Origin of the sequence: Okibacterium sp. HSC-33S16, assembly GCF_024171565.1 — a bacterium.
GTDB lineage: Bacteria > Actinomycetota > Actinomycetes > Actinomycetales > Microbacteriaceae > Mycetocola_A.
This window is the reverse complement of the sequence record NZ_JALJZZ010000001.1, coordinates 300,204-324,155: the sequence shown is the minus strand read 5'-3', so window position 1 is coordinate 324,155 and position 23,952 is coordinate 300,204. Positions and strand designations below refer to the sequence as shown.

Annotated in this window: 21 protein-coding genes; 6 read left to right on the top strand and 15 right to left on the bottom strand. The window is 63.9% G+C overall.

The window, feature by feature from the left end; translation table 11 throughout:
• Positions 1 to 51: 51 nt before the first annotated feature.
• The 5 genes from L1277_RS01565 to L1277_RS01545 form a co-directional block, all read right to left on the bottom strand.
• Positions 52 to 1,587: an alpha-N-arabinofuranosidase gene (locus L1277_RS01565; RefSeq protein WP_253374601.1), complete on the bottom strand. Its 1,536-nt coding sequence runs from the start codon at positions 1,585 to 1,587 to the stop codon at positions 52 to 54.
• A gap of 25 nt (positions 1,588 to 1,612) precedes the next feature.
• Complete coding sequence (locus L1277_RS01560; protein ID WP_253374600.1) at positions 1,613 to 2,515, bottom strand: carbohydrate ABC transporter permease; 903 nt, start codon at positions 2,513 to 2,515, stop codon at positions 1,613 to 1,615.
• A complete protein-coding gene (locus L1277_RS01555; RefSeq protein WP_374110143.1) occupies positions 2,512 to 3,447 on the bottom strand; it encodes a carbohydrate ABC transporter permease in 936 nt (311 codons plus the stop codon). Before L1277_RS01555 ends, L1277_RS01560 begins: the two co-directional genes overlap by 4 nt.
• Positions 3,448 to 3,461: 14 nt before the next feature.
• Positions 3,462 to 4,808 carry an extracellular solute-binding protein gene (locus tag L1277_RS01550; RefSeq protein WP_253374599.1) on the bottom strand — a complete coding sequence of 449 codons (1,347 nt, stop codon included), beginning with the start codon at positions 4,806 to 4,808 and terminating at the stop codon, positions 3,462 to 3,464.
• 106 nt (positions 4,809 to 4,914) lie between these two features.
• Positions 4,915 to 6,009, bottom strand: a complete 1,095-nt coding sequence (locus L1277_RS01545) for a fatty acid desaturase (RefSeq protein WP_374110142.1) — start codon at positions 6,007 to 6,009, stop codon at positions 4,915 to 4,917.
• Positions 6,010 to 6,339: 330 nt separating this feature from the next.
• On the opposite strand from L1277_RS01545, the gene L1277_RS01540 reads away from it, so the two are divergent.
• A complete protein-coding gene (locus L1277_RS01540) occupies positions 6,340 to 6,543 on the top strand; it encodes a cold-shock protein (protein WP_253374598.1) in 204 nt (67 codons plus the stop codon).
• Between the two features lie 215 nt (positions 6,544 to 6,758).
• Here the strand turns inward: L1277_RS01540 and L1277_RS01535 are convergent, their stop codons facing one another.
• The 7 genes from L1277_RS01535 to rsmI are packed head-to-tail and all read right to left on the bottom strand — an operon-like array spanning position 6,759 to position 14,386.
• Positions 6,759 to 8,573 (bottom strand): ABC-F family ATP-binding cassette domain-containing protein, encoded by a 1,815-nt coding sequence (locus L1277_RS01535; protein WP_253374597.1) that lies wholly within the window; start codon positions 8,571 to 8,573, stop codon positions 6,759 to 6,761.
• A 32-nt stretch (positions 8,574 to 8,605) separates the two neighbouring features.
• Entirely contained in the window at positions 8,606 to 9,544 is a 939-nt protein-coding gene (locus L1277_RS01530) for a 4-(cytidine 5'-diphospho)-2-C-methyl-D-erythritol kinase (protein ID WP_253374596.1), read from the bottom strand.
• A gap of 39 nt (positions 9,545 to 9,583) precedes the next feature.
• Positions 9,584 to 10,108: a hypothetical protein gene (locus L1277_RS01525; protein WP_253374595.1), complete on the bottom strand. Its 525-nt coding sequence runs from the start codon at positions 10,106 to 10,108 to the stop codon at positions 9,584 to 9,586.
• Entirely contained in the window at positions 10,095 to 10,961 is an 867-nt protein-coding gene (rsmA, locus tag L1277_RS01520; RefSeq protein WP_253374594.1) for a 16S rRNA (adenine(1518)-N(6)/adenine(1519)-N(6))-dimethyltransferase RsmA, read from the bottom strand. The genes L1277_RS01525 and rsmA overlap by 14 nt, the downstream gene beginning before the upstream one ends.
• On the bottom strand, positions 10,958 to 11,884 hold the full coding sequence (locus tag L1277_RS01515; RefSeq protein WP_253374593.1) for a TatD family hydrolase: 927 nt from the start codon (positions 11,882 to 11,884) through the stop codon (positions 10,958 to 10,960). The genes rsmA and L1277_RS01515 overlap by 4 nt, the downstream gene beginning before the upstream one ends.
• Before the next feature lie 45 nt (positions 11,885 to 11,929).
• A complete protein-coding gene (gene metG, locus L1277_RS01510) occupies positions 11,930 to 13,510 on the bottom strand; it encodes a methionine--tRNA ligase (RefSeq protein ID WP_253374592.1) in 1,581 nt (526 codons plus the stop codon).
• Between the two features lie 57 nt (positions 13,511 to 13,567).
• On the bottom strand, positions 13,568 to 14,386 hold the full coding sequence (gene rsmI, locus L1277_RS01505; protein ID WP_253374591.1) for a 16S rRNA (cytidine(1402)-2'-O)-methyltransferase: 819 nt from the start codon (positions 14,384 to 14,386) through the stop codon (positions 13,568 to 13,570).
• A gap of 118 nt (positions 14,387 to 14,504) precedes the next feature.
• Between rsmI and L1277_RS01500 the strand changes: the two genes are divergently transcribed.
• From L1277_RS01500 to L1277_RS01480, 5 genes are all read left to right on the top strand, one after another.
• The gene (locus L1277_RS01500) at positions 14,505 to 16,109 is read left to right on the top strand and encodes a phospholipid carrier-dependent glycosyltransferase (RefSeq protein WP_256481379.1); all 1,605 of its coding nucleotides are present in this window, start codon (positions 14,505 to 14,507) and stop codon (positions 16,107 to 16,109) included.
• Positions 16,100 to 17,098: a YeiH family protein gene (locus tag L1277_RS01495; protein ID WP_253374590.1), complete on the top strand. Its 999-nt coding sequence runs from the start codon at positions 16,100 to 16,102 to the stop codon at positions 17,096 to 17,098. Before L1277_RS01500 ends, L1277_RS01495 begins: the two co-directional genes overlap by 10 nt.
• A 71-nt stretch (positions 17,099 to 17,169) precedes the next feature.
• Positions 17,170 to 18,459 carry an O-acetylhomoserine aminocarboxypropyltransferase/cysteine synthase family protein gene (locus tag L1277_RS01490; protein WP_253374589.1) on the top strand — a complete coding sequence of 430 codons (1,290 nt, stop codon included), beginning with the start codon at positions 17,170 to 17,172 and terminating at the stop codon, positions 18,457 to 18,459.
• Positions 18,460 to 18,462: 3 nt separating this feature from the next.
• Complete coding sequence (locus L1277_RS01485; protein ID WP_253374588.1) at positions 18,463 to 19,029, top strand: CoA-binding protein; 567 nt, start codon at positions 18,463 to 18,465, stop codon at positions 19,027 to 19,029.
• A gap of 134 nt (positions 19,030 to 19,163) precedes the next feature.
• The gene (locus tag L1277_RS01480; RefSeq protein WP_253374587.1) at positions 19,164 to 20,534 is read left to right on the top strand and encodes an L-serine ammonia-lyase; all 1,371 of its coding nucleotides are present in this window, start codon (positions 19,164 to 19,166) and stop codon (positions 20,532 to 20,534) included.
• Between the two features lie 14 nt (positions 20,535 to 20,548).
• Here the strand turns inward: L1277_RS01480 and L1277_RS01475 are convergent, their stop codons facing one another.
• The 3 genes from L1277_RS01475 to L1277_RS01465 form a co-directional block, all read right to left on the bottom strand.
• Positions 20,549 to 22,375 carry a thioredoxin domain-containing protein gene (locus tag L1277_RS01475; RefSeq protein WP_253374586.1) on the bottom strand — a complete coding sequence of 609 codons (1,827 nt, stop codon included), beginning with the start codon at positions 22,373 to 22,375 and terminating at the stop codon, positions 20,549 to 20,551.
• A gap of 29 nt (positions 22,376 to 22,404) precedes the next feature.
• A complete protein-coding gene (gene msuE / locus L1277_RS01470; protein WP_253374585.1) occupies positions 22,405 to 23,001 on the bottom strand; it encodes an FMN reductase in 597 nt (198 codons plus the stop codon).
• A 68-nt stretch (positions 23,002 to 23,069) separates the two neighbouring features.
• The gene (locus L1277_RS01465; RefSeq protein ID WP_253374584.1) at positions 23,070 to 23,882 is read right to left on the bottom strand and encodes a DUF1684 domain-containing protein; all 813 of its coding nucleotides are present in this window, start codon (positions 23,880 to 23,882) and stop codon (positions 23,070 to 23,072) included.
• Between the last annotated feature and the right edge of the window lie 70 nt (positions 23,883 to 23,952).

Genomic DNA, 23,952 nt, shown 5'->3' with positions numbered 1-23,952 from the left:
GGAAGATCCGCGAGTGTGAAGGACTCCGAATCGACTTTGGTTGATTTCCCCTTAGACCGACGAAACGGTCACTTCGATGACCGCCCAGCTCAATGCCGGGAGGGACAGGGCCACACCTGCCTCTGACACCGAGACCCCGGCAAGATGTGTGAGCGAGACCCGTTCGGCCTTGGCGGTATTGGAAACGTGCCGGTCGGCACCGTCGGGAGCTTCGAGCACCTCGGCCCGCACAACGCGGTCTCCGCGAAGGCCGTGCAACGCCACCTGGACGTCGGCGGCATCGTCCAGACTCCGATTGGCCAGGAAGAGCGCTACACGGCCGTTCTCTTCGTCCCACGTCGCGCTGACATCAATGACATCCGCGTCGCCGTAGTGGGCGGTCGGGATCCGGTCGCTTGTCACCGCTGTTCGAAGAATCTTGCCCCTCGCTACAGCAGCCATTCGCGCGAATGGCCAGAAGGTGGCCTGCCTCCACGCGGGCCCATTCTCTTCAGTGCGAATCGGAGCAATCACGTTCACCAGTTGCGCCTGATTAGCGATGTGGACCCGGTCTCCATGTCGAAGAAGTGAGTTGAGGAATGTGCCGACCACGACAGCATCCGTCATCGTGTATTCATCCTCGATCAACCGCGGGTGCTCTCGCCATCCCGACTCTTTGACCCGATGCTCCTGATCCTCGGTGTTGCGACCGCGCTGGTACCAGACGTTCCATTCGTCGAAGGAGAGGTTGATGTGTTTGTTGTGTCGCCCGCGCGCCCGCACGGCGTCGGCCGTAGAAATCACCGACTCAATGAAGTGATCCATGTCGAGCGCAGAGGCCAGGAAGCTCGCAGCATCACCGTCGTGCTCCTGGTAATAGGCGTGCAACGAGATAAAATCGACCTCCTCGTACACGTGGGTCAGGACGGTGTGTTCCCATTCACCGAAGGTCGGCATCCCTGAGTTCGAGCTGCCGACAGCGACGAGTTCGATCGTCGGGTCGACGTATCGCATCGCCTTGGCTGCTTCCTTGGCGAGGCGGCCGTACTCTTCGGGTGTTTTGTGACCGATCTGCCACGGGCCGTCCAGTTCGTTACCGAGGCACCACAGCCGAATGTCGAACGGGTCGTCTGCGCCGTTCTTTCGGCGCAGATCGGAGAGGTAGGTCCCGCCCGGGTGGTTGGCATATTCGACCAGTTCGCGCGCGGCGTCCACTCCCCGCGTTCCGAGGTTGATCGCTTGCATGACCTCGACGTTGGCCAACTTCGACCACTCCATGAACTCGTGCAAGCCGAATTCGTTGGTTTCGAGGGTGTGCCAGGCGCCATCCAGCCGGCGGGGACGCTGGTCGACCGGGCCAACCCCGTCCTCCCAGTTGTATCCGGACACGAAGTTTCCGCCGGGATACCGCACGACCGTCGGTCCCATCTCGTGAACCAGGTCGAGGACGTCGGTACGAAAGCCCGATTCGTTGGCTGTCGGGTGGCCTGGTTCGTAGATGCCTGTATAGACGCAGCGGCCCATGTGCTCGACGAAAGAGCCAAACAGCCGGTGGGGGACGTCGCCGACGATGAAGTCTCGGTCGAGGGTGATGCGGCAGGAAGTCATCGTGTCCGTTTCTCGCTCGTCTGAACTACTGGCCACCAAAGCCAGTCGTCGCGATCCCCTTGATGATCTGCCTCTGGAAGAAGAGGAAGATGATGATCAAGGGCGCCGCTGCGAGGAGCGCCATGGCCATGTTCTGTGCGTATTGCACGCCGTATGCGCTCTTGACCGTCTGCAGCCCGACGGGAAGGGTCATCAGCGAGGTGTCGTTGATGATGATGAACGGCCAGAGGAAGTTGTTCCAGGCTCCGATGAAAACGAAAATTGATACGGCGGAAAGGATCGGACGGGACAGGGGCAACACAATCGTCCAGAAGATCCGAAGGCGATTCGCCCCATCAACTCGAGCGGCATCCTCAAGTTCGATCGGAATCTGGTCGAAGAACTTTTTCAGAATGAACACCATCGGCGGCGCAACGACCTGTGGGAGGATCAGGCCCCAATAGGTGTCAACCATGTTGAACGCGAGCATCTCGTAGAACAACGGGATGATCAGTACCTGCGGCGGAATGATGATGGAAGCGATGACGACGAAGAACAGCCACCTGCGACCGGTGAAGTCCAGTCGAGAAAACGCGTAGGCGGCCAACGCACACGTCGCCACCGTGAGAATGGTGATAATCGTCGAACTCAACAGGCTGTTGAGCGCCCAAATTGGGATATTTCCCTCGGCCAGGACGTTGGCGTACGCCTCGAGTGTGTAACCGTGCGGCGCGAGCCAGCTGACCGGCGTCGCGCCGGCATCCGCTTCGGTCTTAAGCGAGGTGACCAGTGCCCAGGCGAAGGGAAGCAGCCACGAGACGGCCATGACAATGAGAATGATGAGGGCAATGACCCGGCCCGCGCCGAAACGCTTTTCGCCCGGCCGGTGTGGCACCTGTGGGCGTGACTCGGCGACGCGTGCTTCCGGCGGCAGCTCGACTGTGGTCATGACCGCGCCCCCTTTCGAGACGTGAACTGGACAAGCGAAACCAGGATGATCAGGGCGAAGAAGATAAACGAGACCGCTGCTGAGTAGCCGAAGCGGTATCCGGTAAAGCCAGTGTCGAAGATGTAGACGACAGCGGTTCGGGTGGTGCCAGCGGGACCACCCTGCGTCATCTGGTAGATCTGGTCGAAGACCTTGAGCGACGCGAGAACTTGCAGGATCAAAATAAGCGCGGTCGTTGGAGCGAGTTGCGGAATGGTGATGGAAAAGAGCTGGCGCCATTTCCCCGCACCGTCGAGCGCGGCCGCTTCGTATTGCTGCTCGGGGATGTTCTGAAGAGCCGCGAGGTACAGGAGGAAGTTGAATCCAACCGTCCACCAGACCGTTGCGATGACCACACCGAGCATCGCCCACTGCGGGTCCTGAAGCCAGGCGATCGGCGCGACTCCAAACGGCTTGAGCATTTCGTTGATCAATCCCAGCTGGGGGTTGAACATCCAGATCCAGAACAGGGAGACAACGGTCGACGCCAGGAGGAACGGCATAAAGAAGGACAGACGCCAGAGCCACTGACCGGGAAGACCGAGATCGACAAGCAGTGCCATAACCAGAGCGATGACGACGAGCGGAATGGTCGACAGGACCGTAAACCACACCGTATTGAGCATGGCACGCCACATGTCACTGCTGCCGAGCGCCTCGGCATAGTTGGCGAAGCCAACGAACGAACCCCCAGCTCCCGTGAGGGTGGTGCCGGTGAAGCTCAAGTAGAGACCAAAAAGAATGGGCCAGATCAGGAACAACGCGAAGAACACACCAAACGGAGCCACAAATGCCCAGCCGGCAAGATTGTCCTTACGTCTGCGCGCGGCTTTCGTGTCGCCTTTGGCCCCGGTGGTGGCCTGCGCTCGGTTGCTTACCGCTGATGTCGTCACGTTGAGCTCCTCTCTCAGCCTTTGGCGACCGGGTTGGGTTTGGCCAGGAGGACGTTCAGCCGCCGAACGAATCCGCGGATGCCCTCGGCAGGATCGTCGCCGCCGAGGAAGACGCCCTGCACGTTTTCTGCGAAATAGGTTTGGAAGTCCGATCCTGAACCCGTAAACCAGGCCGATGGATCGTAATTGAGCACGTCTGCGGCCGAGGCATAGTGCGCTTGCGGTATCAGTTCGGAGTATTCGTCGCTCTCCACAACGGGTAGGTATCCGGGAATGTGTCCCGCGCCTGCCCAGTCAATAGATCCCTTGAAGAGTTCTGACACGAACCGGTACACCTCCCTTCGCTTGTTCTCGTCGGGAGCTGACTGGTGCGGGAGCACGAATGCGTGCGAATCGGCATACGCTGCGGGGGTTCCGAACAGTGTCGGGATGGGCTGGGCGTCAAAGGGAATGCCTGAGTTCTTCGCGGTGGGCAGTTCCCACACGCCGGTGAAGAACATGCCACTCTCACCGTTCACAAACTCAGCAACGGCTGTGGCGTAGTCACCGCTCTTTGTGGCGATGGTGTCGTCGAGCAGCTGCTGGATGAAGGACAATGCGGTGACCGCGGCTTCCTCATCGACCTGAGCTTCTTTCCCGTTTTCGAGGACCATCTCCGCGCCGAGTTGCTTGTAGAAGGTGTAGAACAGGCGCCACATCTGAGCACCGTCACCCAGGTATCCGTAGGACAGTCCGTGCTTTCCCGTGACGGCCTGCATGGCTGACGCGACGTCTAAGAACTGCTCCGGCGAGGTGATCTCGACGAGTTGCCCATCGGGTCCGAGCGCTCCGGCTTTCTCCGCCACGTCCGTGTTGTACATGAGGATAAACGGGTGCGCATCCAGAGCGACGGAGTAAAGCTTCCCATCGACGACCCCCTTCTCCCACACGCGAGGCGGGAAGTCCTGTTCCGTGACCCCAAACTCAGCCAGAAGATCAGTGTCCCAGGGATCGAGGAGTCCGCCAGGCGCATATCCGGGCAGTCGCGACGCGTGCATAATCGCAACGTCGGGAGCACGGCCGCCCACAGATGCCATGGCGAGCTTGGTGTAATACGGCGTACCCCAGGCGAGAACCGTCTGCGAGGCAAAGAATTCCGGATTGGCTTCATTGGCGGCGTCAACCATACCGGCCATGACGATTCCGTCACCGCCGGACAGCAGATGCCAGAACTTGAGCGGGTAGGTGGTCTCACCGGCGCCGGCGGCAGCACACCCAGAGAGGGCGGGAGCAAGCGCGGCGCCACCGAGCACCGCGGCACCGCCAAGCAAGACGGATCGACGCGTAAGTGGAGAATTCGACGAAAAATACTGTCCGTGCATCCGACACTCCTTCGTGAGGGATTACAGCTTTACATCGATGTAGAGATAGAGCAATACCCCCGCGAACCTATTTGGTCCGCGGGGGTATCTTTTGGTTCAGCGGCGCTTACGGGCGACGGAACTGATTCACCATGGGGCAATCGAACGGGTCGCGCGCGGACAAACCGACACGGTTGAGGTAGTCAATGACGATCGCGTAGGAATTGACCAGCGTTGTCTCGGTGTACGGAATGCCGAGCGTCTTGCAGTGCTCAACGACGATCTCTCGTGCGTGCTTGAGGTGCGGCCTCGGCATGCTGGGGAACAGGTGGTGCTCGATCTGGTAGTTAAGTCCACCCATGAAGTAGCTCATGCCCAAGCCGCGGATGTTTCGCGAGGTGAGAACCTGCTTGGAGAGGAAGTCAATCTTCGCGCCTTCCTGAATCAAAGGCATTCCCTTGTGGTTCGGAGCGAATGACGCTCCCATGTAGACGCCGAAGACAGCCATTTGCACGCCGAGGAAGGCAAACGCCATTCCGAGCGGGAGGAACGTGAAGAGGATCGCGAGGTAGATACCAAGCCGGAGCGCAATGAGCGTCAGTTCCAACCAGCGCTTGTCGACCTTCTCGGCGGTGAAAAGCGTCACGATGGAACGGAAGTGGAGATTGAGGCCTTCGAGCGTCAGCAGCGGAAAGAAGAGATAACCCTGCCGCCGGGTAATGAAGCCACGCAGCCCCTTGGCCGTTGCCGCATCCTCTTCGATGAAGGAGATCGTGTCGATCTCGATATCCGGGTCCTTACCGACCGTGTTGGGGTTGGCGTGGTGCCGCGTGTGCTTGGTCATCCACCAGGCGTAGCTGATGCCGACGACAGCGTCGGCGAGGATGCGACCCAGACGGTCGTTTGCGGGTCCGGACTCGAACACCTGGCGATGTGATGCCTCGTGGGCGACGAAGGCGAACTGCGTGAAGATGATCCCCAGACCGGCTGCGATCAGCAACTGGAACCAGGAATCGCCCAGCAAGACGAACCCGACGCCGAGGCCCACCAGGGCCACGGTCAGGACCGCGAGAGTTGCGAGGTAGAACCCTCGGCGGCGCTGCAGCAGCCCGGCCTCGCGGACAGTCTTCAGCAGAGAGGAGAAAGTATTTGTCGGGTTTTCCAGCCCGGTGAGGCGTGCAGATGTTTTACGAACAGGGCCCAGTGTTGCTGTAACAGTCAAGGCACCTCCAAAAAGGGTTAAGCTCGACTTCCCAGCCGTGAGAGTTGAAAATCGGGCATATGCCCAGGATGGTCCGAGACTACGGGAGAGTCCATTCCATTAGTGGAAAATGACTCGTATTTCGGCATATACACAGTGTCTCGAAACTCGGCCTTGCTTTGAGCGGACCTCTGGGCTACGGTTGTAACCGCAGTAGTAGTGTTACGCAGTGATTGATTTACGGCGGTTCCTTCATCTGAAGAGCCGCCGTTTCTTGTAGGAGCGGACAGGTACGCCGCACTTTGGGATGTCGACAGTCGACATCCACGCAAGACTCCTAAGGAGATCATCATGGCAACAGGAACCGTCAAGTGGTTTAACGCAGAAAAAGGCTTCGGATTCATCGCTCCCGATGACGGAAGCGCCGACGTTTTCGCTCACTTCTCGGCCATCGCTTCCAGCGGCTTCCGCACGCTCGAAGAGAACCAGAAGGTTGAATTCGAAACCGCAACGGGCCCCAAGGGCCTGCAGGCTGAGAACATCCGCCCGCTGTAACTAAAACTATTACTCTGGTGGCTTCGGCTTTCGCTGTAATTATTTGAACACCGGCCCCGCACGGACCGACCAGAAATGGTTGTCCGGCGGGGCCGGTGTTTTTTTGCATTGTGCACACGACTGATCAGCGGGCAGAGCCACTTGCGGGCATGGAGGCGACCACTTGGCTCCGGTGTTTCCACCGAAGCCAAGCGCACAGCCCAGTCAGAAGGCGACTACTCGAGCAATTCTGAGAGCTCGAGCCAGCGTGTTTCGAGATCAGCGATGGTGGATTCCATTTCGGTTACCGTCGCCGTCAGTTCGCCTAGCCCGACATAGTCGCTCTGGTCGGCGTTAGCCAACAACTCGTGCGTCGTTGCCACCTTGTGGCGTGCTTTCTCAATCTTGCGCTCGATGGAAGCGATCTCCTTCTGAGCGTTACGGAGGTCCGCTCCGCCGAGCTTCGCCGCCTTAACCTGTCCGGACGCCACGTCGCCGGCGAGCGGTGCAATGAGTGGAGCAACCTCCTGCCCCGACCGCAGCGCGAGATATTCGTCCACCCCACCGGGCAGGTGTCGCAGGTGTCCGTTGAGCACTGCGTACTGCTGATCGGTGACGCGCTCCAGGAGGTACCGGTCGTGCGAGACGACGAGCAGCGTTCCTGGCCAGGAGTCAAGGAGATCCTCGATCGCCGCGAGCATGTCGGTGTCCAGGTCATTGGTGGGCTCATCGAGGATGAGGACGTTCGGCTCGTCGAGAAGAATCAACAGAAGCTGAAGCCGACGGCGTTGTCCGCCCGACAAATCCTTTACCGGAGTGGACAGTTGAGCGCTGGTGAAGCCCAGTCGTTCGAGCAATTGACCTGGCGTGAGCTCTTTGTCACCGGCGACATATGCCGCTTTCTGCATACCAACGACGGTGGAGACCCGTTCGTGCTCGATCTCCTTCAGCTCATCGAGTTGTTGGGTCAGGCTTGCGATCCTGACAGTCTTTCCCCGCTTCACCTTCCCGGAGGTCGGGGTGACGTCTCCGGTAACCAGGCCCAACAGGGTGGACTTACCCGCACCGTTAACGCCAAGAATTCCGGTGCGCTCCCCCGGGGCGATCCGCCACTCAACATCCTTGAGTACCGTCTTGAACCCGGTGTCCGACTCGGGATCCGGGTAGACGACTCCCGCGTCCAACAGGTCGACGACGTCCTTGCCGAGGCGGGAGGTGGCCAGTTGGGTCAGTGCGACGGTGTTGCGGGGCGGCGGCTCATTGGCAATGAGTTCAAACGCAGCGTCCATCCGGAACTTGGGCTTGGTCGTGCGTGCGGGGGCGCCGCGGCGGAGCCAGGCGAGCTCCTTGCGCATCAGGTTCTGTCGACGCGCCTCACTTGCCGCAGCCATCCGGTCGCGTTCGACGCGCTGGAGGATGTACGCGGCGTATCCGCCTTCGAACGGCTCGATGATTTGGTCGTGAACTTCCCACGTTGCCGTGCAGACCTCGTCGAGGAACCACCGGTCGTGTGTGACGACGATGAGTCCACCGGCGTTCGACGCCCACCGCTTCTTGAGGTGGCCGGCCAACCAGGCGATTCCCTCAACGTCGAGGTGGTTGGTCGGCTCGTCGAGGAAAATGACGTCCCAGTCACCGACCAGCAGGGCTGCCAGGGCGACCCGGCGACGCTGGCCGCCGGACAGGGAACCAATGGTGGCGTGCCATGGGATGTCCTGCACGAGCCCGGCAATGACATCGCGGACGCGTGCGGAACCCGCCCACTCGTGCTCTTCGGTGGTTCCGACGATGGCGGCCGAGACAGTCAGGTCATCCGGCTGCTCATCCCTCTGGTCGAGGACGCCAACGGTAATTCCACGGCGGCGCGTCACCCGGCCACCATCGGGTTCAAGACGACCGGCAAGGAGGGACAGCAGGGTCGACTTGCCGTCACCGTTGCGGCCGACGACGCCGATCCTGTCTCCTTCGTTCACCCCGGCGGTCACGGAGTCGAAGATCACACGCGTCGGGTATTCAAGGTGGAGCTGTTCAGCTCCGAGTAGATGGGCCACGGTTTAAGACTATGCGCCCGGGAGGCTGGTGCTCACCACTCCTGAACGAGCCGTGCCCCGTGGACCGGCCCGGTCACGCGCAGGGCAGTCAACCGGGACGCGCTCAACGCGACCTGCAGTTCAAGGGCGCTGTCGGCGTCGGGCACGAGGAACGCGAGGGTCGGTCCTGACCCGGAGACGATCCCGGCCAGTGCACCCATTTGCTCACCGAGCTCGAGGATTCGACCCAGGCCAGGGGCAAGCCCCAGGGCGGGCGCCTGCAGGTCATTGTGCAGCGCTTCCGCGAGCTGCCGGGCATCGCCGGCACGGAGAGCCTGCAGGACCTCGGTGTCGACGACCGGCTGCAGAGTGGCCGGGTAAATGTCCTGCGCGTGCTTCTCGCGGTGCCGGTCAAGCGCCGAGTACACCTCGGGTGTCGACATGCCGAACTCGGCGATCGCGAGAACCCAGTGGAATCGTCCCTTGGCGAGGGCCGGGCTGAGCTGGTCGCCGCGTCCGGTTCCGATCGCGGTTCCGCCGGAGAGAGCGAACGGCACGTCGGCTCCGAGCTGGGCGGCGAGAGACACCAGCTCGTCGCGGGATGCCGCCGTGCCCCAGAGAGCATCACAGGCCACGAGCGTTGCCGCCGCGTCTGCGGACCCGCCACCCATCCCGCCCGCGATGGGCACGTTCTTCTCGATTTCGAGGCGCACCCCGCCGCGATAGCCGGTCTTTTTAGCGAGAAGACGAGCCGCTTTGATGGCCAGGTTCGACCCGTCGGTGACCAGCGCTGTGGTGTCGATACTCCCGGAGAAGGAGACGGAGAAGTCAGCGGCCGGGTAGGCACGAACGTCCTCATAGAGCGAGACGGCCTGGAACGCCGTCGCGAGCTCGTGATAACCGTCGCTCTGCAACTGCCCGACTTTGAGGAAGACGTTGATCTTTCCCGGTGCCCTGGCGTGAGCGAAGTGCAGGCCTACCGGTTCCGTCATGATTCCAACCTAATCCCTCGAGTTCACGCCCCACGAACGTCAGGCTTCGGGCAGCCAGCTCGTCAGAAGGGCCTTTGCGGCGGGCAGGTCGGTGTCGGATGCGACGGTCATCGCCAGGGCGATCGGTGATTTCCCGTTCTCGCTCGGGGCGACGCGCGCCGTGATCACTCCCCCCTCGCGCTTCCACTTCGCTGTGACGTACTTGGTCTTCGCCCGGGTCGAGGTGGGATCAGCACCGATTTCGTTCCCCACCCGTGCGATGACCGCGTGCAGCGCTTCCTGCTGGTCGAGCGGAACCCGACGGCTCACCGTCACCTCGAACCTCCCGTCGGCGCGCTGCCCGGGCTTACGCCGCGCGGTCTGCTTTTCGTAGCCGACGCTGATGCCCTGCGCCCACCAGCCGTCAACGCCGTGTTCACGCACCAGCCACGCGGCCGTATCGAAATGGTTCCAGTCGTGAGCACCCGCGGTGCTGAGGAGTTCATGCCAGGTGCTGCGGGTTCGTCCGGTCGCTCGAAGTACCGCTTCGTCGTTCACGCTTGACGTCTGTTCAGAGATCGTCATGAGCGGATGCCTCGGTCACGTTCCCGATTTTCCTCGCGATCGCGAGGAAGTCATGTACCGTCAGCTCTTCACCGCGTGCCGTCGGTGCGATACCGGCGGCCACCATGGCATCCGTCGCCGCTTGCGATCCGCCGAGGATCTGTCCGAGCGACTGGCGCAGCATCTTGCGCCGCTGCTGGAACGCCGCGTCGACGAGGCGGAACGTCGTCAGCCGCTCATCTTCCGTACCCAGGGCATCCGTTCGCCGTTCGAAGGCCACAAGTACACTGTCGACGTTCGGAACCGGCCAGAACACCTGGCGCGACACATTGCCGGCTGTTCGCCATGCTCCGTACCATGCAGCCTTCACGCTGGGGCTTCCGTACACCTTCGAACCCGGTTCGGCGGCGAGGCGGTGACCGACCTCGGCCTGCACCATCACAACGCCCGCTGACAACGAGGAGAAGTTTTCGAGCAGGTGCAGCAGCACAGGGACCGAGACGTTGTAGGGCAGGTTCGCGACCAGCCGAGTGGGATCGCCGGGCAGTTCGGTGATGCGGAGCGCATCGGCCGTGACCACGGTCAGGTCGGCATCCGGCTGCAGCAGCGACACGGTACGGGGCAACTGCTCGGCCAGCCGGGTGTCGATCTCGACCGCAACGACGCTCGCACCGACCTCAAGCAGTCCGAGGGTCAGCGACCCCAGGCCGGGGCCGACTTCGACGACCTGTTCGCCGGCGGCGACTTTGGCGACCTTCACGATGCGGCGCACCGTGTTGGCGTCGACGACGAAGTTCTGTCCAAGCTTCTTGGTCGGCTGGACGTTCAGCAGTTCAGCGAGGTCGCGGATCTCGGCGGGGCCAAGAAGCGTCATGCGCGTACATCCTCATAGGGGTTTGGTGGGGAGACGACGGGCTCGTCGTCCCAGTGGCCGTACACGTACTCGGTGTTCGACGAAATCTGGGCCGCCAGCATTGACGGGTCGGTGTTGAGCGTCGCGGCCATCGACCGCAGCGTGTGCGGGATCAGGTAGGGCGCGTTGGGTCGGCCGCGATACGGCATGGGGGTGAGGTACGGGGCGTCGGTCTCGATGAGCAGCAGGCTGCGCGGTGCGACGGCGAGGGCTTCCCGCAGGTTGGCTGCGTTCTTGAACGTCGACGTCCCCGCGAACGACATGTACCAGCCGTTCTCGGTGCAGATCTCGGCAAGTTCACGGTCACCGGAGAAGCAGTGGAAGACGGTGCGCTCGGGGGCGCCGACGCGCTTCAGCGTAGCGATCACCTCGGCGTGGGCGTCGCGGTCGTGGATCTGCAGGGCGAGGTTGTTCTCTTTCGCTATCTGGATGTGCGCCTCAAAGGACGTGTATTGGGCGGCCTGGCCGTCTTCCTGCGTGCGGAAGAAATCGAGCCCGGTCTCGCCGATAGCACGAACCCGCGGGCGGGTGGCGAGCTCAGCGATCACGGCGAGCGCGTCGTCGAGGGTGCCGGCCCGTTCCAGATCCGGTGCCTCGTTGGGGTGAAGGGCGACGGCGGCGAGCATGCGCGGCTCGATTGCTGCCGTCTCTGCGCTCCAGATCGACGTTGCAACGTCGGTGCCGACCTGCACGACTCCGCGAACCCCGACGCTCGACGCTCGATCGAGGTGCTCGCGGTAATCGAGCGCGATGTCACCGTCGGCGATTTCGAGGTGCGTGTGGTTGTCGTAGACCGAGACGGCGAGGCTCTCCGGCAGCGGAGGGAAGCTGATGTCCTTGCGCTCCCCAGCGTCGCGCTTGCGCACGTGGGCGGATTCAGTCATATCTCGACGCTACCTCACCGCGACTGAGAGCATTCGAAACGCCGGTCAGGCGACGGCTGGTTCGATGCGCGGGAACAGAGCCTGCAGCGCGGAGACGGTGCTCCCCTCCGGCAGCTGCTCGAACCGACCGGCCTCGCGGAGGGGCTGGTCGACGAGTGCACCGAGGGTCGCGGCCGCGCCCAGGGCTTCCCACAGCTTGTCGGTGGCCTGCGGCAGTACGGGCGAGAGCAGCACGGCGAGCGCACGGAGCCCATCGAGCGCGGTGTAGAGCACGGTACCCAGACGTGCGGCGTTCGCCGGGTCCTTGGCGAGGGCCCATGGCTCCGAATCGGTGATGTACCCGTTGAGCTCATCGACAATCGTCCAGATCGACGCGAGCGCATCGTGGATAGCAAGCGCGTTGATCGACCGGTCGGCGTCTTCCGCGGCCTTCTGCACGACCGCCTGGATAGCGAGGTCCACGTCGGTGTATTCGGCTGGAGCCGGAACGACTCCGTCGAAGTACTTCGTGACCATCGCGATGACCCGCGAGGCGAGGTTGCCGAAGCCGTTCGCCAGTTCAGCCTGGTAGCGCGCAGACAGGTCTTCCCAGCTGAACGAGCCGTCCTGGCCGAAGGCGATGGCGCGGAGGAAGTAGTAACGGAACGCGTCAGAGCCGAACGTGTCGGTGATCTCCGTCGGCGCAATGCCCGTGAGCTTCGACTTCGACATCTTCTCGCCGCCGACGAGCAGCCAGCCGTGGCCGAAGACCTGCTTGGGCACCTCGAGCCCGGCAGCCATGAGCATGGCGGGCCAGATGACCGCGTGGAAGCGGAGGATGTCTTTGCCCACAATGTGCGTGGCCGGCCAGCGCCGGTCAAAGTTCGATTCGTCCTGGCCATAGCCGACCGCGGTGATGTAGTTGAGCAGCGCGTCGAACCAGACGTAAACGACGTGGCTGTCGTCCCACGGCACCTTGACGCCCCAGTCGAAGCTGGACCTCGAGATCGAGAGGTCGCTGAGCCCCTGCCGCACGAACTGGATGACCTCATTGCGGGCCGATTCCGGCTGCACGAAGTCAGGACGCTCCTCGTAGAGGGCGAGCAGGCGCTCGGTGAAGTCACTCATCCGGAAGAAGTAGTTCTTCTCCTTGAGCAGCTCGAGCGGCTTGGAGTGGATCGCGCACACCTTCTGGCCTTCAAACGGCCCCGTGCCGTTTACGATCTCCGACTGCGGCTTGAACTCTTCACAGCCCACGCAGTACAGCGCTTCATATTCGCCCGAGTAGATGTAGCCGTCGTCGTAGAGGCGCTGCAGGAACAACTGCACGCTCGACTCGTGCCGCTCATCGGTGGTGCGGATGAAGTCGTCGTTCGCGATGTTGATGGTCTCGAGCAGCGGTTTCCACGCCTCGGTCACCAGCTTGTCCGCCCACTTCTTCGGGGTCGTACCGTTGGCCGTTGCCGTGCGCAGGATCTTTTCACCGTGCTCATCGGTTCCGGTGAGCGACCAGGTGTCATCCCCGGCCTGCCGGTGCCAGCGCGCAACAACGTCAGCAGCCACCTCCGTGTATGCGTGCCCGATGTGGGGCGCATCGTTCACGTAGAAGATGGGCGTCGTGATGTAGAAAGAGTTACCGCTGGCCATGCTGTCAATCTTATGGCCGCCGCCGCACCTCTCCCGCCCGGTTACGAGACGACGCTGCTACTTCTTCGCGGCAAGCGCGGCCTGGTACAGCTCGCGCTTGCTCAGCCCGGTCGCCTCCGAAACCGAGCCAGCGGCATCCTTCAACCGCTCCCCCGCCGTTACCCGCTCCAGCACTTCGACAACACCGTCCTGCAAACTGAACTCGCGTTTCTCAGCTCCGGCGACGACGATGCAGATCTCCCCGCGCACTCCCTCCGACGCCCACTCCGCCAGTTCTGCTGCGGTACCCCGCTTGACCTCTTCGAACATCTTCGTCAGCTCCCGGCAGACAACCGTACGACGATCGTTTCCCAGAACGGATGCCACGTCCGCGAGAGAGGACGCCAACCGATTGGGAGATTCAAAGAACACCATCGTCCGGCGCTCGTGTTCGAGTGAGGCCAGGGTGGCCAGGCGGTCGCCCTGCTTTCGAGGGAGGAATCCCTCAAAGCTGAACCTGTCCGTCGGAAGGCCGGATACGGCGAGCGCCGTGATCACGGCGCTCGGACCGGGGATAACGGTGACCGCAACACCGGCGTCGACCGCAGCAACCACGAGGTGGTAGCCGGGATCGGAGACCGTCGGCATGCCGGCGTCGCTGAGCACCAGCAGGTCGGCGTCCCGAGCGAACTCGACCAGCTCGGCCGACTTCTCCCGCTCATTGTGGTCGTGCAGGCTGAGCAGGCGGGGCTTGTGTGTGATGCCGAGACCTTTGAGCAACTTGATGGTGGTTCGCGTGTCTTCGGCCGCAACCACCTCGGCCGTGCTCAGCGCGTCGATGAGTCGCGTCGACGCATCCCCGAGGTTTCCGATGGGTGTTGCCGCCAAAATGATCATGCTGTCAGTCTCCCACTCGCGGCCAGCCTCACCGGCGACGCCGCCCGGCAGCGCTCCGCCGCACCCGGGTCGCTAGCATTGCAGGGTGCCCGTGCCTTCCCGTGAAAGTTTCTCCCAACTGGTGAGTGGCGCGGCGACCCAGAGCCCGGCCGACCTCGAACCTCGCGGCTCGAGACTCGACGACTGGTGGGGCCGACTGCTCTCCACCCCGGCCCGTCGCCGGCTCTGGTACTGGGGTGGACCGCTACTTGTGACCCTCCTGGCCGCTGTCCTGCGGATGTGGAACCTCAGCACACCGCACGCCCTGGTCTTTGACGAGACCTTTTACGTCAAGGATGCCTGGACCCTGCTGCAGCACGGTTACGAGTCATCCTGGCCCGCCGAGTCCGACCCGGACTTCAACGCTGGCCAGGTAAACGGCTACCTCACCGACCCGGCCTATGTGGTTCACCCGCCGCTCGGCAAGTGGCTCATCGCCCTGGGCCTCGCGGCCTTCGGCGCCACCGACAGCTTCGGCTGGCGCATCTCAACGGCGGTGATCGGCACCCTCGCCGTCCTGGTGCTCACCCTGGTGGCCCGCAAACTCTTCGCCTCAACACTCTTGGCCGTCATCGCCGGGTTCATCTTCGCCATCGACGGGCACGCGATCGTGATGTCGCGCGTGGCGATCCTCGACAACTCCCTCATGTTCTTCACCCTGCTCGGTTTTGCCTGCGTTCTCGCCGACCGCAGCTGGCACGAACACCGACTCGGCGAGCGCCTGGCCGAGCAGCGGCAGCGCGGCCGAGCATCCGACTGGGGCCCGGTGATCTGGGCGAGGCCGTGGCTGATCGCTGCTGGGCTGGCGTTTGGCCTCGCGGCCGGAGTGAAGTGGTCGGGGTTCTACTTCCTCGCAGCATTCGGGCTCTACCTCATCGTCGTCGACGCCCTGGCCCGGCGGCGGTTGGGGCTCGACGCCTGGTTCTCGGCAGCCGTCCTCAAGCAGGGACCGGCCACCTTCCTCCTGTTCGTCCCGGTCGCCATCGTCGTCTACCTGGCCAGCTGGACCGGCTGGTTTGTGACCGACAACGGCTACTACCGACACTGGGCCGAACAAGCGGGCAACGCCTGGACCGGTTTCTTCTCCTGGGTGCCGTCGGTGTGGCAGAGTTTCTTCTTCTACCAGCAGTCGATCTATAACTTCCACGTCGGCCTGGCCGCACCCCACCCGTACTCCGCCAATCCGCTCGGCTGGCTCGCGATGCTGCGCCCGACGAGCATGTGGTACGACTCACCCGCCACCGGCACAGCAGGCTGCGCACTCGCGCCGTGCTCGCAGGCCATTACCTCGATCGCGAACCCGCTGATCTGGTGGGCAGCGGTCGCCGCCATGCTCTATCTCGTCTACCGGCTCGTGCGCACCAGACAGTGGCAGATCGGCCTCATCCTCATGGGTGTCGCCGCCGGTTACCTGCCCTGGCTGATGTACACCGAGCGCACGGTGTTCCAGTTTTATACCATCGCGTTCGAGCCCTACCTCGTGCTCGCTCTGACCTTCGTTATTGGGCTCGTCCTCGGCAGCCGCACCGACCCACGCTATGAACGCACCCGTGGCGTAGCCCTCACCGCTGTGTTCCTTGTTCTGGCCAGCGCCCTGAGCGTGTTCTGGTACCCGCTCTGGAGCGCGACCACCGTGCCGTTCTGGTTCTGGACACTTCACTCCTGGTTACCGTCATGGGTCTGACCCGCCCGGCCTGGCTTCCCGGGGTCGCGGCCGCCGCCGGAGCCGCCGCAGTCGCCTGGGCGATCTCAACGCTCGTTCCAGCCGTTCCGCTGCTCACAGCCGCCGTTGTACTCGGCATCGTGGTCGCCCAGATCCCCGCGGCCCAACCGTTGCTCAGCGGTGTCCTTGCCCCCGGGCTCGCCCTGGCCTCCCGCCGGCTCATGCGCATCGGCGTCGTGCTGCTCGGATTCAAACTCTCCCTGTTCGACGTCGCCTCGCTCGGCTGGGGCGTCTTCCTCTCGACCGTCGCCATCGTGCTGGTCACTTTCGGCGGCACCTGGCTGCTCGGTCGAGCGTTCCGCCTCCCCGGACACGAACCGCTGCTCATCGCAACGGGCTTCGCCATCTGCGGGGCAAGCGCCATCGGCGCGATGTCGGGCGTCGTCCGAGCCGGTCGGTCGGAACAGGCGCAACCGGTCGCCCTGGTGACCCTCTGCGGAACGCTCGCCATCGCTGTCCTGCCAGCCCTCTGGCATCCGCTCACCTTGGACACTGTCCAATACGGTCACTGGGTCGGTGCGAGCGTGCACGATGTCGGGCAGGTCGTTGCCACCGCCCAGATCGCCGGTGGAAGTGCGCTCGCGGTCGCCCTCGTCGTCAAGCTCACCCGCGTGGTGATGCTCGCCCCCATGGTCGCCGTTGCCGCCGTGGTTGAGCGCCGCCGGTTCGCCGCGGCGACCACCGGCACGAAGCCGCCCCTCGTTCCCCTGTTCGTCGTCGGCTTTCTCACCGCGATCCTGCTGCGCACCTTCCTCGACATTCCGCAGCCGGTACTCGGCGTCCTCGATGGGCTCCAGACCGCCCTGCTCGCACTGGCTCTCTTCGGCCTCGGAACGGCCGTCCAGCTCAAGCGACTGGTTTCAACGGGCTGGCGCGCGCTCGCCGTCGGGCTCCTGTCGTGGGTGCTCATCGCGGCGCTCGCGCTCGGCGCCGTACACCTGTTCTCCTGAGCCCGCACCCTCGTTGCGTTGTGTTACGACACTCGGCCGGAGCGCCGCGAGCAACCCGGTAGCGTGAGGCCATGGCAGATCGCGAATACGGCTTCCGCACGCGTGCAATTCACGCGGGCAACATCCCTGACCCGGCGACCGGAGCGCGTGCGCTTCCGATTTACCAGTCGACGGCATTTGTCTTTGATGACACAGCGGATGCCGCTGCCCGCTTCGCATTGCAAAAGTACGGCAACATCTATTCGCGGCTGGCCAACCCGACAGTGGCGAGTTTCGAAGAACGCGTGGCCAGCCTCGAGGGTGGCCTCGGCGCCGTCGCGACGGCATCGGGCCTCTCGGCGCAGTACATCACCTTTGCCAGCCTGGTCGGGTCAGGTGACCACATCGTGGCCTCCGCGAACCTCTACGGTGGCTCGATCACCCAGCTTGATGTCACCCTCCGCCGGTTCGGCGTCGAGACCACGTTTGTGCAGTCGGCCAACGCCGAGGACTACGCGGCCGCAATCACCGACAAGACCAAGCTGATCTTCGCCGAGACCGTCGCCAACCCGTCCGGCGAAATCGCCGACATTGAGGCCCTCGCCGACGTCGCCCACGCACACGGCATCCCGCTCGTCATCGACTCAACCATTGCCACTCCCTACCTCAACCGGCCGATTGAGTGGGGCGCCGACATCGTCACCCACTCGGCCACCAAATTCCTCGGCGGGCACGGCACCACGCTCGGTGGCGTGGTCGTCGAGAGCGGCCGTTTCGACTGGCACAGCGACAAGTTCCCGCTGTTCGGACAGAGTGTTCCGAGCTACGGCGGACTCGAGTGGTCGGGCAACTTCGGCGAGTACGCGTTCCTCACCCGACTCCGCGCCGAGCAGCTCCGCGACATCGGCCCCTCGCTCGCGGCAACGGCCGCGGCCACGCTGGCGCAAGGGGTCGAGACACTGTCCTACCGCATGCAGGCGCACGTCGACAACGCCCGGATCGTCGCCACCTGGCTCGAGCAGGACCCGCGCATCGAGGCCGTCTACTGGGCCGGGCTCGACTCGCACCCGCACCACGCCCGCGCCGAGAAGTACCTTCCCAAGGGCCCCGGCAGCGTGTTCAGCTTTGTCGTGAAGGGCGGTCGCGAGGTCGGGCAAAAGCTCATCGAATCGGTCGATCTCGCGAGCCACGTCGCCAATATCGGTGACACCAAAACTCTCATCATCCACCCGGCGTCGACGACCCACGCGCAGCTCACCGAACAGCAGCTGCTCGACGCGGGCGTCCTCCCCGGTGTGGTTCGGTTGAGTGTGGGGATCGAAGATGCGGACGACATCATCTACGATCTGGACCAGGCACTCGCCCAGGCAGTGGAGGTTTAAGCCATGTCAGAACTCGTCACCACCCAGCTTCAGAACGGGCTCACCTGCTCACTGCCATCGGACTCGCCCCTCGCCAAGCTGCTCAAGTCCCAGCGCACCTGGGTAGGACCAGACGCGAAAGCGCGACTCAACATTCTCCGGACTGCGAAGTCGGTTGCGATCGTCGGCGCCTCGCCAAACCCGGCCCGCTCGAGCTACTTCGTCGGCACCTACCTGCAGCAGTCGAGCAAATACCGGGTCTACTTCGTCAACCCCAACGCCACTGAGATTCTCGGCCAGAAGGCCTACCCCGACCTGGCTTCGCTGCCCGAGGTACCCGACATCGTCGACGTGTTCCGCAAGGCCAGCGACATCCCGTCTGTGATCGACGACGTGCTCGCCGTGGGAGCGAAGACCGTGTGGGTACAACTCGGTATCTGGAACGAAGAGGCCGCTCGCTACGGCGAAGAGCACGGCCTCACCGTGGTGATGGACCGCTGCATCAAGGTCGAGCACGCCCGCTTCCACGGCGGCCTCAACCTCTTTGGGTTCGACACCGGCCAGATTTCGTCGAAGAAGCAACTCACCTGAATCGCAGTTAACCCGCTCTAACTGAGCGTTTTCGCACGAACGTTGCGAGCGCACGCGCGTGGACGCGAGATCCTGCTCGACTCGCGCTGACTCTGCCTATAGTGGCAGGACAGCATCGAGCAAGGAGTGTTCCCATGACGGCCTACGTTTCAGCGTTCGAGCTCTTCTCGATCGGTATTGGGCCCTCAAGTTCGCACACCGTCGGACCGATGCGCGCCGCCCTCGCCTTTACCTCCCGCCTCACCGCTGCGGGCCTCCTCGGCGCCATCGACCGGGTCACCTGCGTGCTCTATGGGTCGCTCGGCTCGACCGGTATCGGGCACGGTACTCCGGACGCTGTCGTCGCCGGGCTGCAGGGCCTGTCACCGGAGACGTGCGACCCGACGGCGGTTCACGGGTCGTGGTCGGGGCTGACGCCAGGGTCGACACTTCTTCTCGGCGGAGAACGGGCCATTGCCTTCGAACAGGGTGACATCAGCTTCGAACCGCGCACCCGACTTCCCGGCCATCCCAACGCCATGACGCTCGCCGCCTGGAGCGGCACGACTGCCGAGCCCCTCGTCGCCGAGACCTACTACTCGATCGGGGGCGGTTTCATCCGACGCGACGGCGAGGACTCCGCCGAGCGGCCTGTCATCACCTATCCGCTCCCCTTTCCCACCGGCGCTGCGCTCCTTGAGATCTGCGATCGCGATGGGCTGCGCATTGACGAAGTGGCCCGTCGCAACGAAGAGTCCGTACGGAGCCCGGACGAGGTCGACCGCGGGCTCGACGCCATTTGGGCCGCCATGAACGAATCGGTCACCAACGGCCTCGCGGCGTCCGGCATTCTCCCGGGTGGGCTCCGCGTGAAGCGGCGTGCCGCAGCGGTTCGGGAACACCTCGAGCTCGCCGAGGCCGAGAGCGGGCGCGAATTGCCCACCGAGTGGCTGCACTCGTTTGCCCTGGCGGTCAACGAGGAAAACGCGGCCGGCGGTCGAGTGGTGACCGCACCGACCAACGGTGCTGCGGGCATCATTCCGGCAGTAGCGTCGTACTACCTGCGTTTCGTTCCCGGGGCGTCAGCAGATGGCATCCGGCGATTCTTGCTGACGGCAACCGCGATCGGCTCGCTGTTCAAGGCCAACGCCTCGATCTCGGGCGCGGTGGGCGGCTGCCAGGCGGAAGTGGGATCGGCGTGCGCCATGGCGGCCGGTGCGCTGTGCAGTGTGCTCGGCGGCACAACCAGCCAGGTGGAGAACGCGGCCGAAATTGCGATGGAGCACCACCTGGGACTGACCTGCGACCCGGTCGGCGGGCTGGTTCAGGTGCCGTGCATCGAGCGGAACGCCATCGCGTCGTCAACCGCTGTGAGCGCGGCCCGCCTGGCGCTGCACGGGGACGGCAGCCACCTCGTGTCACTCGACGCGGTTATTGAGACCATGCGGCAGACCGGCGTCGACATGTCGAGCAAGTACAAGGAAACGAGCGAGGGCGGACTCGCGGTCAACGTCATCGAGTGCTGACTCGCACGCCTCGGCTACACCGGGGTCGGCAACTGACAGGTGAAGGCCTCACAGGCGTAGGCCATGCGCTTGCCGTTCACGGGCAGCCGCGCCTCGAACAGCTCGAAGCCCGCTGCGGTGAACTCGCGGGCCTGCCGCTCGGACACCACTGTGACCACGTCCGCTGCACTGTGTCGAACGCTGTCGGGCACAGGCGTATCGATGCCGTCGGGTGCCACGACCACGAGCTGTTTCCCGGCGCGAGCCATCGAGGCCATCAGCTGCAGCGATGCGCCGAATGACATCGGGTTCGCCACAGCGAGCTGCCCGATCGGGGCGAGTGCAGCCTCGGCCGCCTCGGCATACCGGCGAGCGCCGGTGACCAGGTAGAGCCGCCAGGCAGCCGTTGCCGTCGCGCTGAGGCCAGAGGGGTATGCCCCTTCGGATGGGTCACCCGAGAGCGCGATGCCCTGCCCAGTGAGTACCGGGTCGCCACCGCCCGGTTCGCCGAAGACAGCGAGCGGGGTTCCAGCATCCAGCGTCGCGTCAACGAGCAAGCGGGCGGTCTGCGCGTAGGCGAGTTCACCCGTCGCCAGGGAAAGCTCGAGCAGGGCGTCTGCGAGCATTCCGTAGTCCTCCAGCGTGGCCCGCGCGGTCGACTTGCGTTCGGCCACCGATGCGCGCACGAGGGTGTCGTCGGCGTTGCGGTGGTTCTCGAGCAGATAATCCGCGGCCCACCGAGCGGACTCCAGGTAGTCGGCCCGGTCGAAGATCACGCTGGCGCGGGTCAGCGCGCGAATGGCGAGGCCGTTCCAGCCCGTGAGAACTTTCTCGTCCAGGGCCGGAGGCGTGAGCCCGGCACGACCCTCAGCGTCGCGTGCGTAGTAGCCGCCCTCCGACCGGACACCATCAATGGTTGATTCCGAGTCCTGCGCACTCGCGAACCCACCGGTCGGCAATTGGAGTGTGCCGGTGAGGAACCGAGCGATACCGTCAGCCGTCATCGCAGCCCACTCCCGCGTCGGATCCTGACGGTACGCCTCGCTGTACCCCTCGAGCAGCAGCGCGTTGTCATAGAGCATGCGCTCGTAGTGTGGTTCTGACCAGTCGCGCTGGGTTCCGTACCGGAAGAATCCACCATCAACCGGGTCGACGAGTGGCGATCGGCTCAGCGTCTCCAAGGTTCGAGCACCCAGCGGTGCCCCGGTGGGCGTCGTGAGGAGAAAGCTCAGGATGGGGGCAACCGGGAATTTCGGTGCGCCGCCGAACCCGCCGAACTCACGGTCCTCGAACGAAGCCAGCGTCGCGACGGCGGTCGCGATCTGTTCGGCAGACGGAAGGTCTGAGTTCGAAACCTGCTCAGCCACCGCCGTGACGGCAGCGCCAATCGCCGCAGCGTTCGCGTTGGCGGCGTCACGACGGTTCGTCCAGGCATCCATCACCGCATCTAAAACCTGATGAAATGACGGATGCCCGGAGACCGGCGCGGGCGGAAAATAGGTTCCGGCAAAGAAGGCGGCACCACCCGGGGTGGCGAAGATGCTCAGTGGCCAGCCCAGCTGCTGTGTGAAGGCACTCGCCTGGGCGAGGTAGCTCGCGTCAACGGCGGGATGCTCCTCCCGGTCAACCTTGATGCTGACCATATTTGTGTTGAGGAACTCGGCGATGGCCGGATCGCTGAACGACTCGCGCGCCATCACGTGGCACCAGTGGCAGGTGGCGTATCCGATGGAGATGAAGACCGGCACGTCGCGGGCCTTGGCCTCATCGAACGCGTCCTGCCCCCACTCGCGCCAGTCGACCGGGTTGTCCCGGTGGGCGCGAAGATACGGGCTCATGGCTGAAGCGAGACGGTTGACCATACTTCAGCCTACGTGGGGAAGCCGCCCGCTTACCATGCCCCCACGTAGTCGGAAACGGTGTCTGCGTCTCGCACTCGGTTGCGCACGAACGGCAGCCCGCGCACGACGGCGAGGTCGATCCGCTGTCGGACGGATTCGCTGGTCAGCGTGTACTCGGTGAAGTCCGTGTTTGAGGCGTAGACGCCAATCGGAAGGGTCAGCGCCTGGAAGAACCCGAACAGTGGACGGAACTGGTGCTCGAGGATGAGTGCGTGGCGTTCTCCTCCCCCGGTGGCTGCGACGAGCACGGGCTTGTCGACGAGCGAGTATTGACCGACGAAATCGAAGAGGTGCTTGAACAGGCCGGTGAACGACCCACGGTAGACCGGGCTGGCCACGATCAAGAGGTCAGCGTCCTCGATGCGCCGAAGCTCGGTCTCGACGCTCGGAGCGACCTGATCACGGGTCAGCGCTCCCGCAAATGCGGGCCCAATCTCACTCAACTCGATGACATGCGCAGAGACCGGTTGCGCTTCGGCGATCCGAGCGAGGATCGCGTGCACGAGCGCACTTGTCTTCGACGGCGCGTGGAGGCTTCCGGATACGGCAACGACCCGGAGCGGCTGCTGTTCTGCGTTCTCGACCATGCTGCGACGCTACGCCGGTTTCGTGGCATCCCTCGGTCGGGGTGCAACACGGCGTAACGGATGGGCAATCAGGGTTCGAGAACTACGTTCTTCTCGCCGGCGCGGATCGGTCGGCTCAGCCGGTTGCCCGCGGGCGGGAGCGGGCACACGTAGAAGTCGCTGAAGACGCACGGCGGCACGTACGCTCGGTTGAAGTCGACCCTCACACGGCCGTCCTCGTCGGGTGCCGGCATGTCGAGGAAGCGGAACCGATAGGTCTCGTCCCCGCTCGTTTCATCGGCGAACACGGCATGTAACGCACCGCGCTCGGAGACGACAGTCAGCGTTTCCAGCCCGTCAGGGAATGCCAGGGCGACCGTGCCCGCGGGGGTGTCGTCAGACACGTGTCCGTCGATCGCGGTGATTTCCATCCGCGAATCCTGTGCGGCCGGGCTGAAGCTGCCCTCAACCACCCACGACGGGTCAGGCGCGAACACGTCGATACCGCGAAGTCGTGTGCGAGTGGGGGCGTCCGGGTCGAGGATCCGCAGGGCAAGGGCTCCATCGCGTTCAAAGTACCGCAACCGACGGTCTCCCCACTCGATGTCCTGGCCGCTCGTCAGCGTGACCGTGCTGCCGCTGATCACTCGCACCGGTCGGCCGCCTTGGAGAACGGTGAGCCCATCCAGTTCATGGCCCTCTCCGACGATCCCGTCGAGGCCGGCGTGCCAGGTGCCAAACACGCCATCAAGAGGTTCCGGCGCTCCGGTCAGCCAGTGCGTCGCGACGAGCGATGCCAGCCCGAAGGGCGATGCGGTACCGCGTTCACGCGCTTCGTGCCAGCTGGCCCAGTCGGCAGTGAAGGTGTCGGTGCCGGAATCAAAAGTGTCGGGCGTTGCCATAGAAGTCATCCTCTGTTAGTTCACGTCGCTCGGGTGGGAGCCGACGCGGCCATCGCGCTCAAGGGCCGGG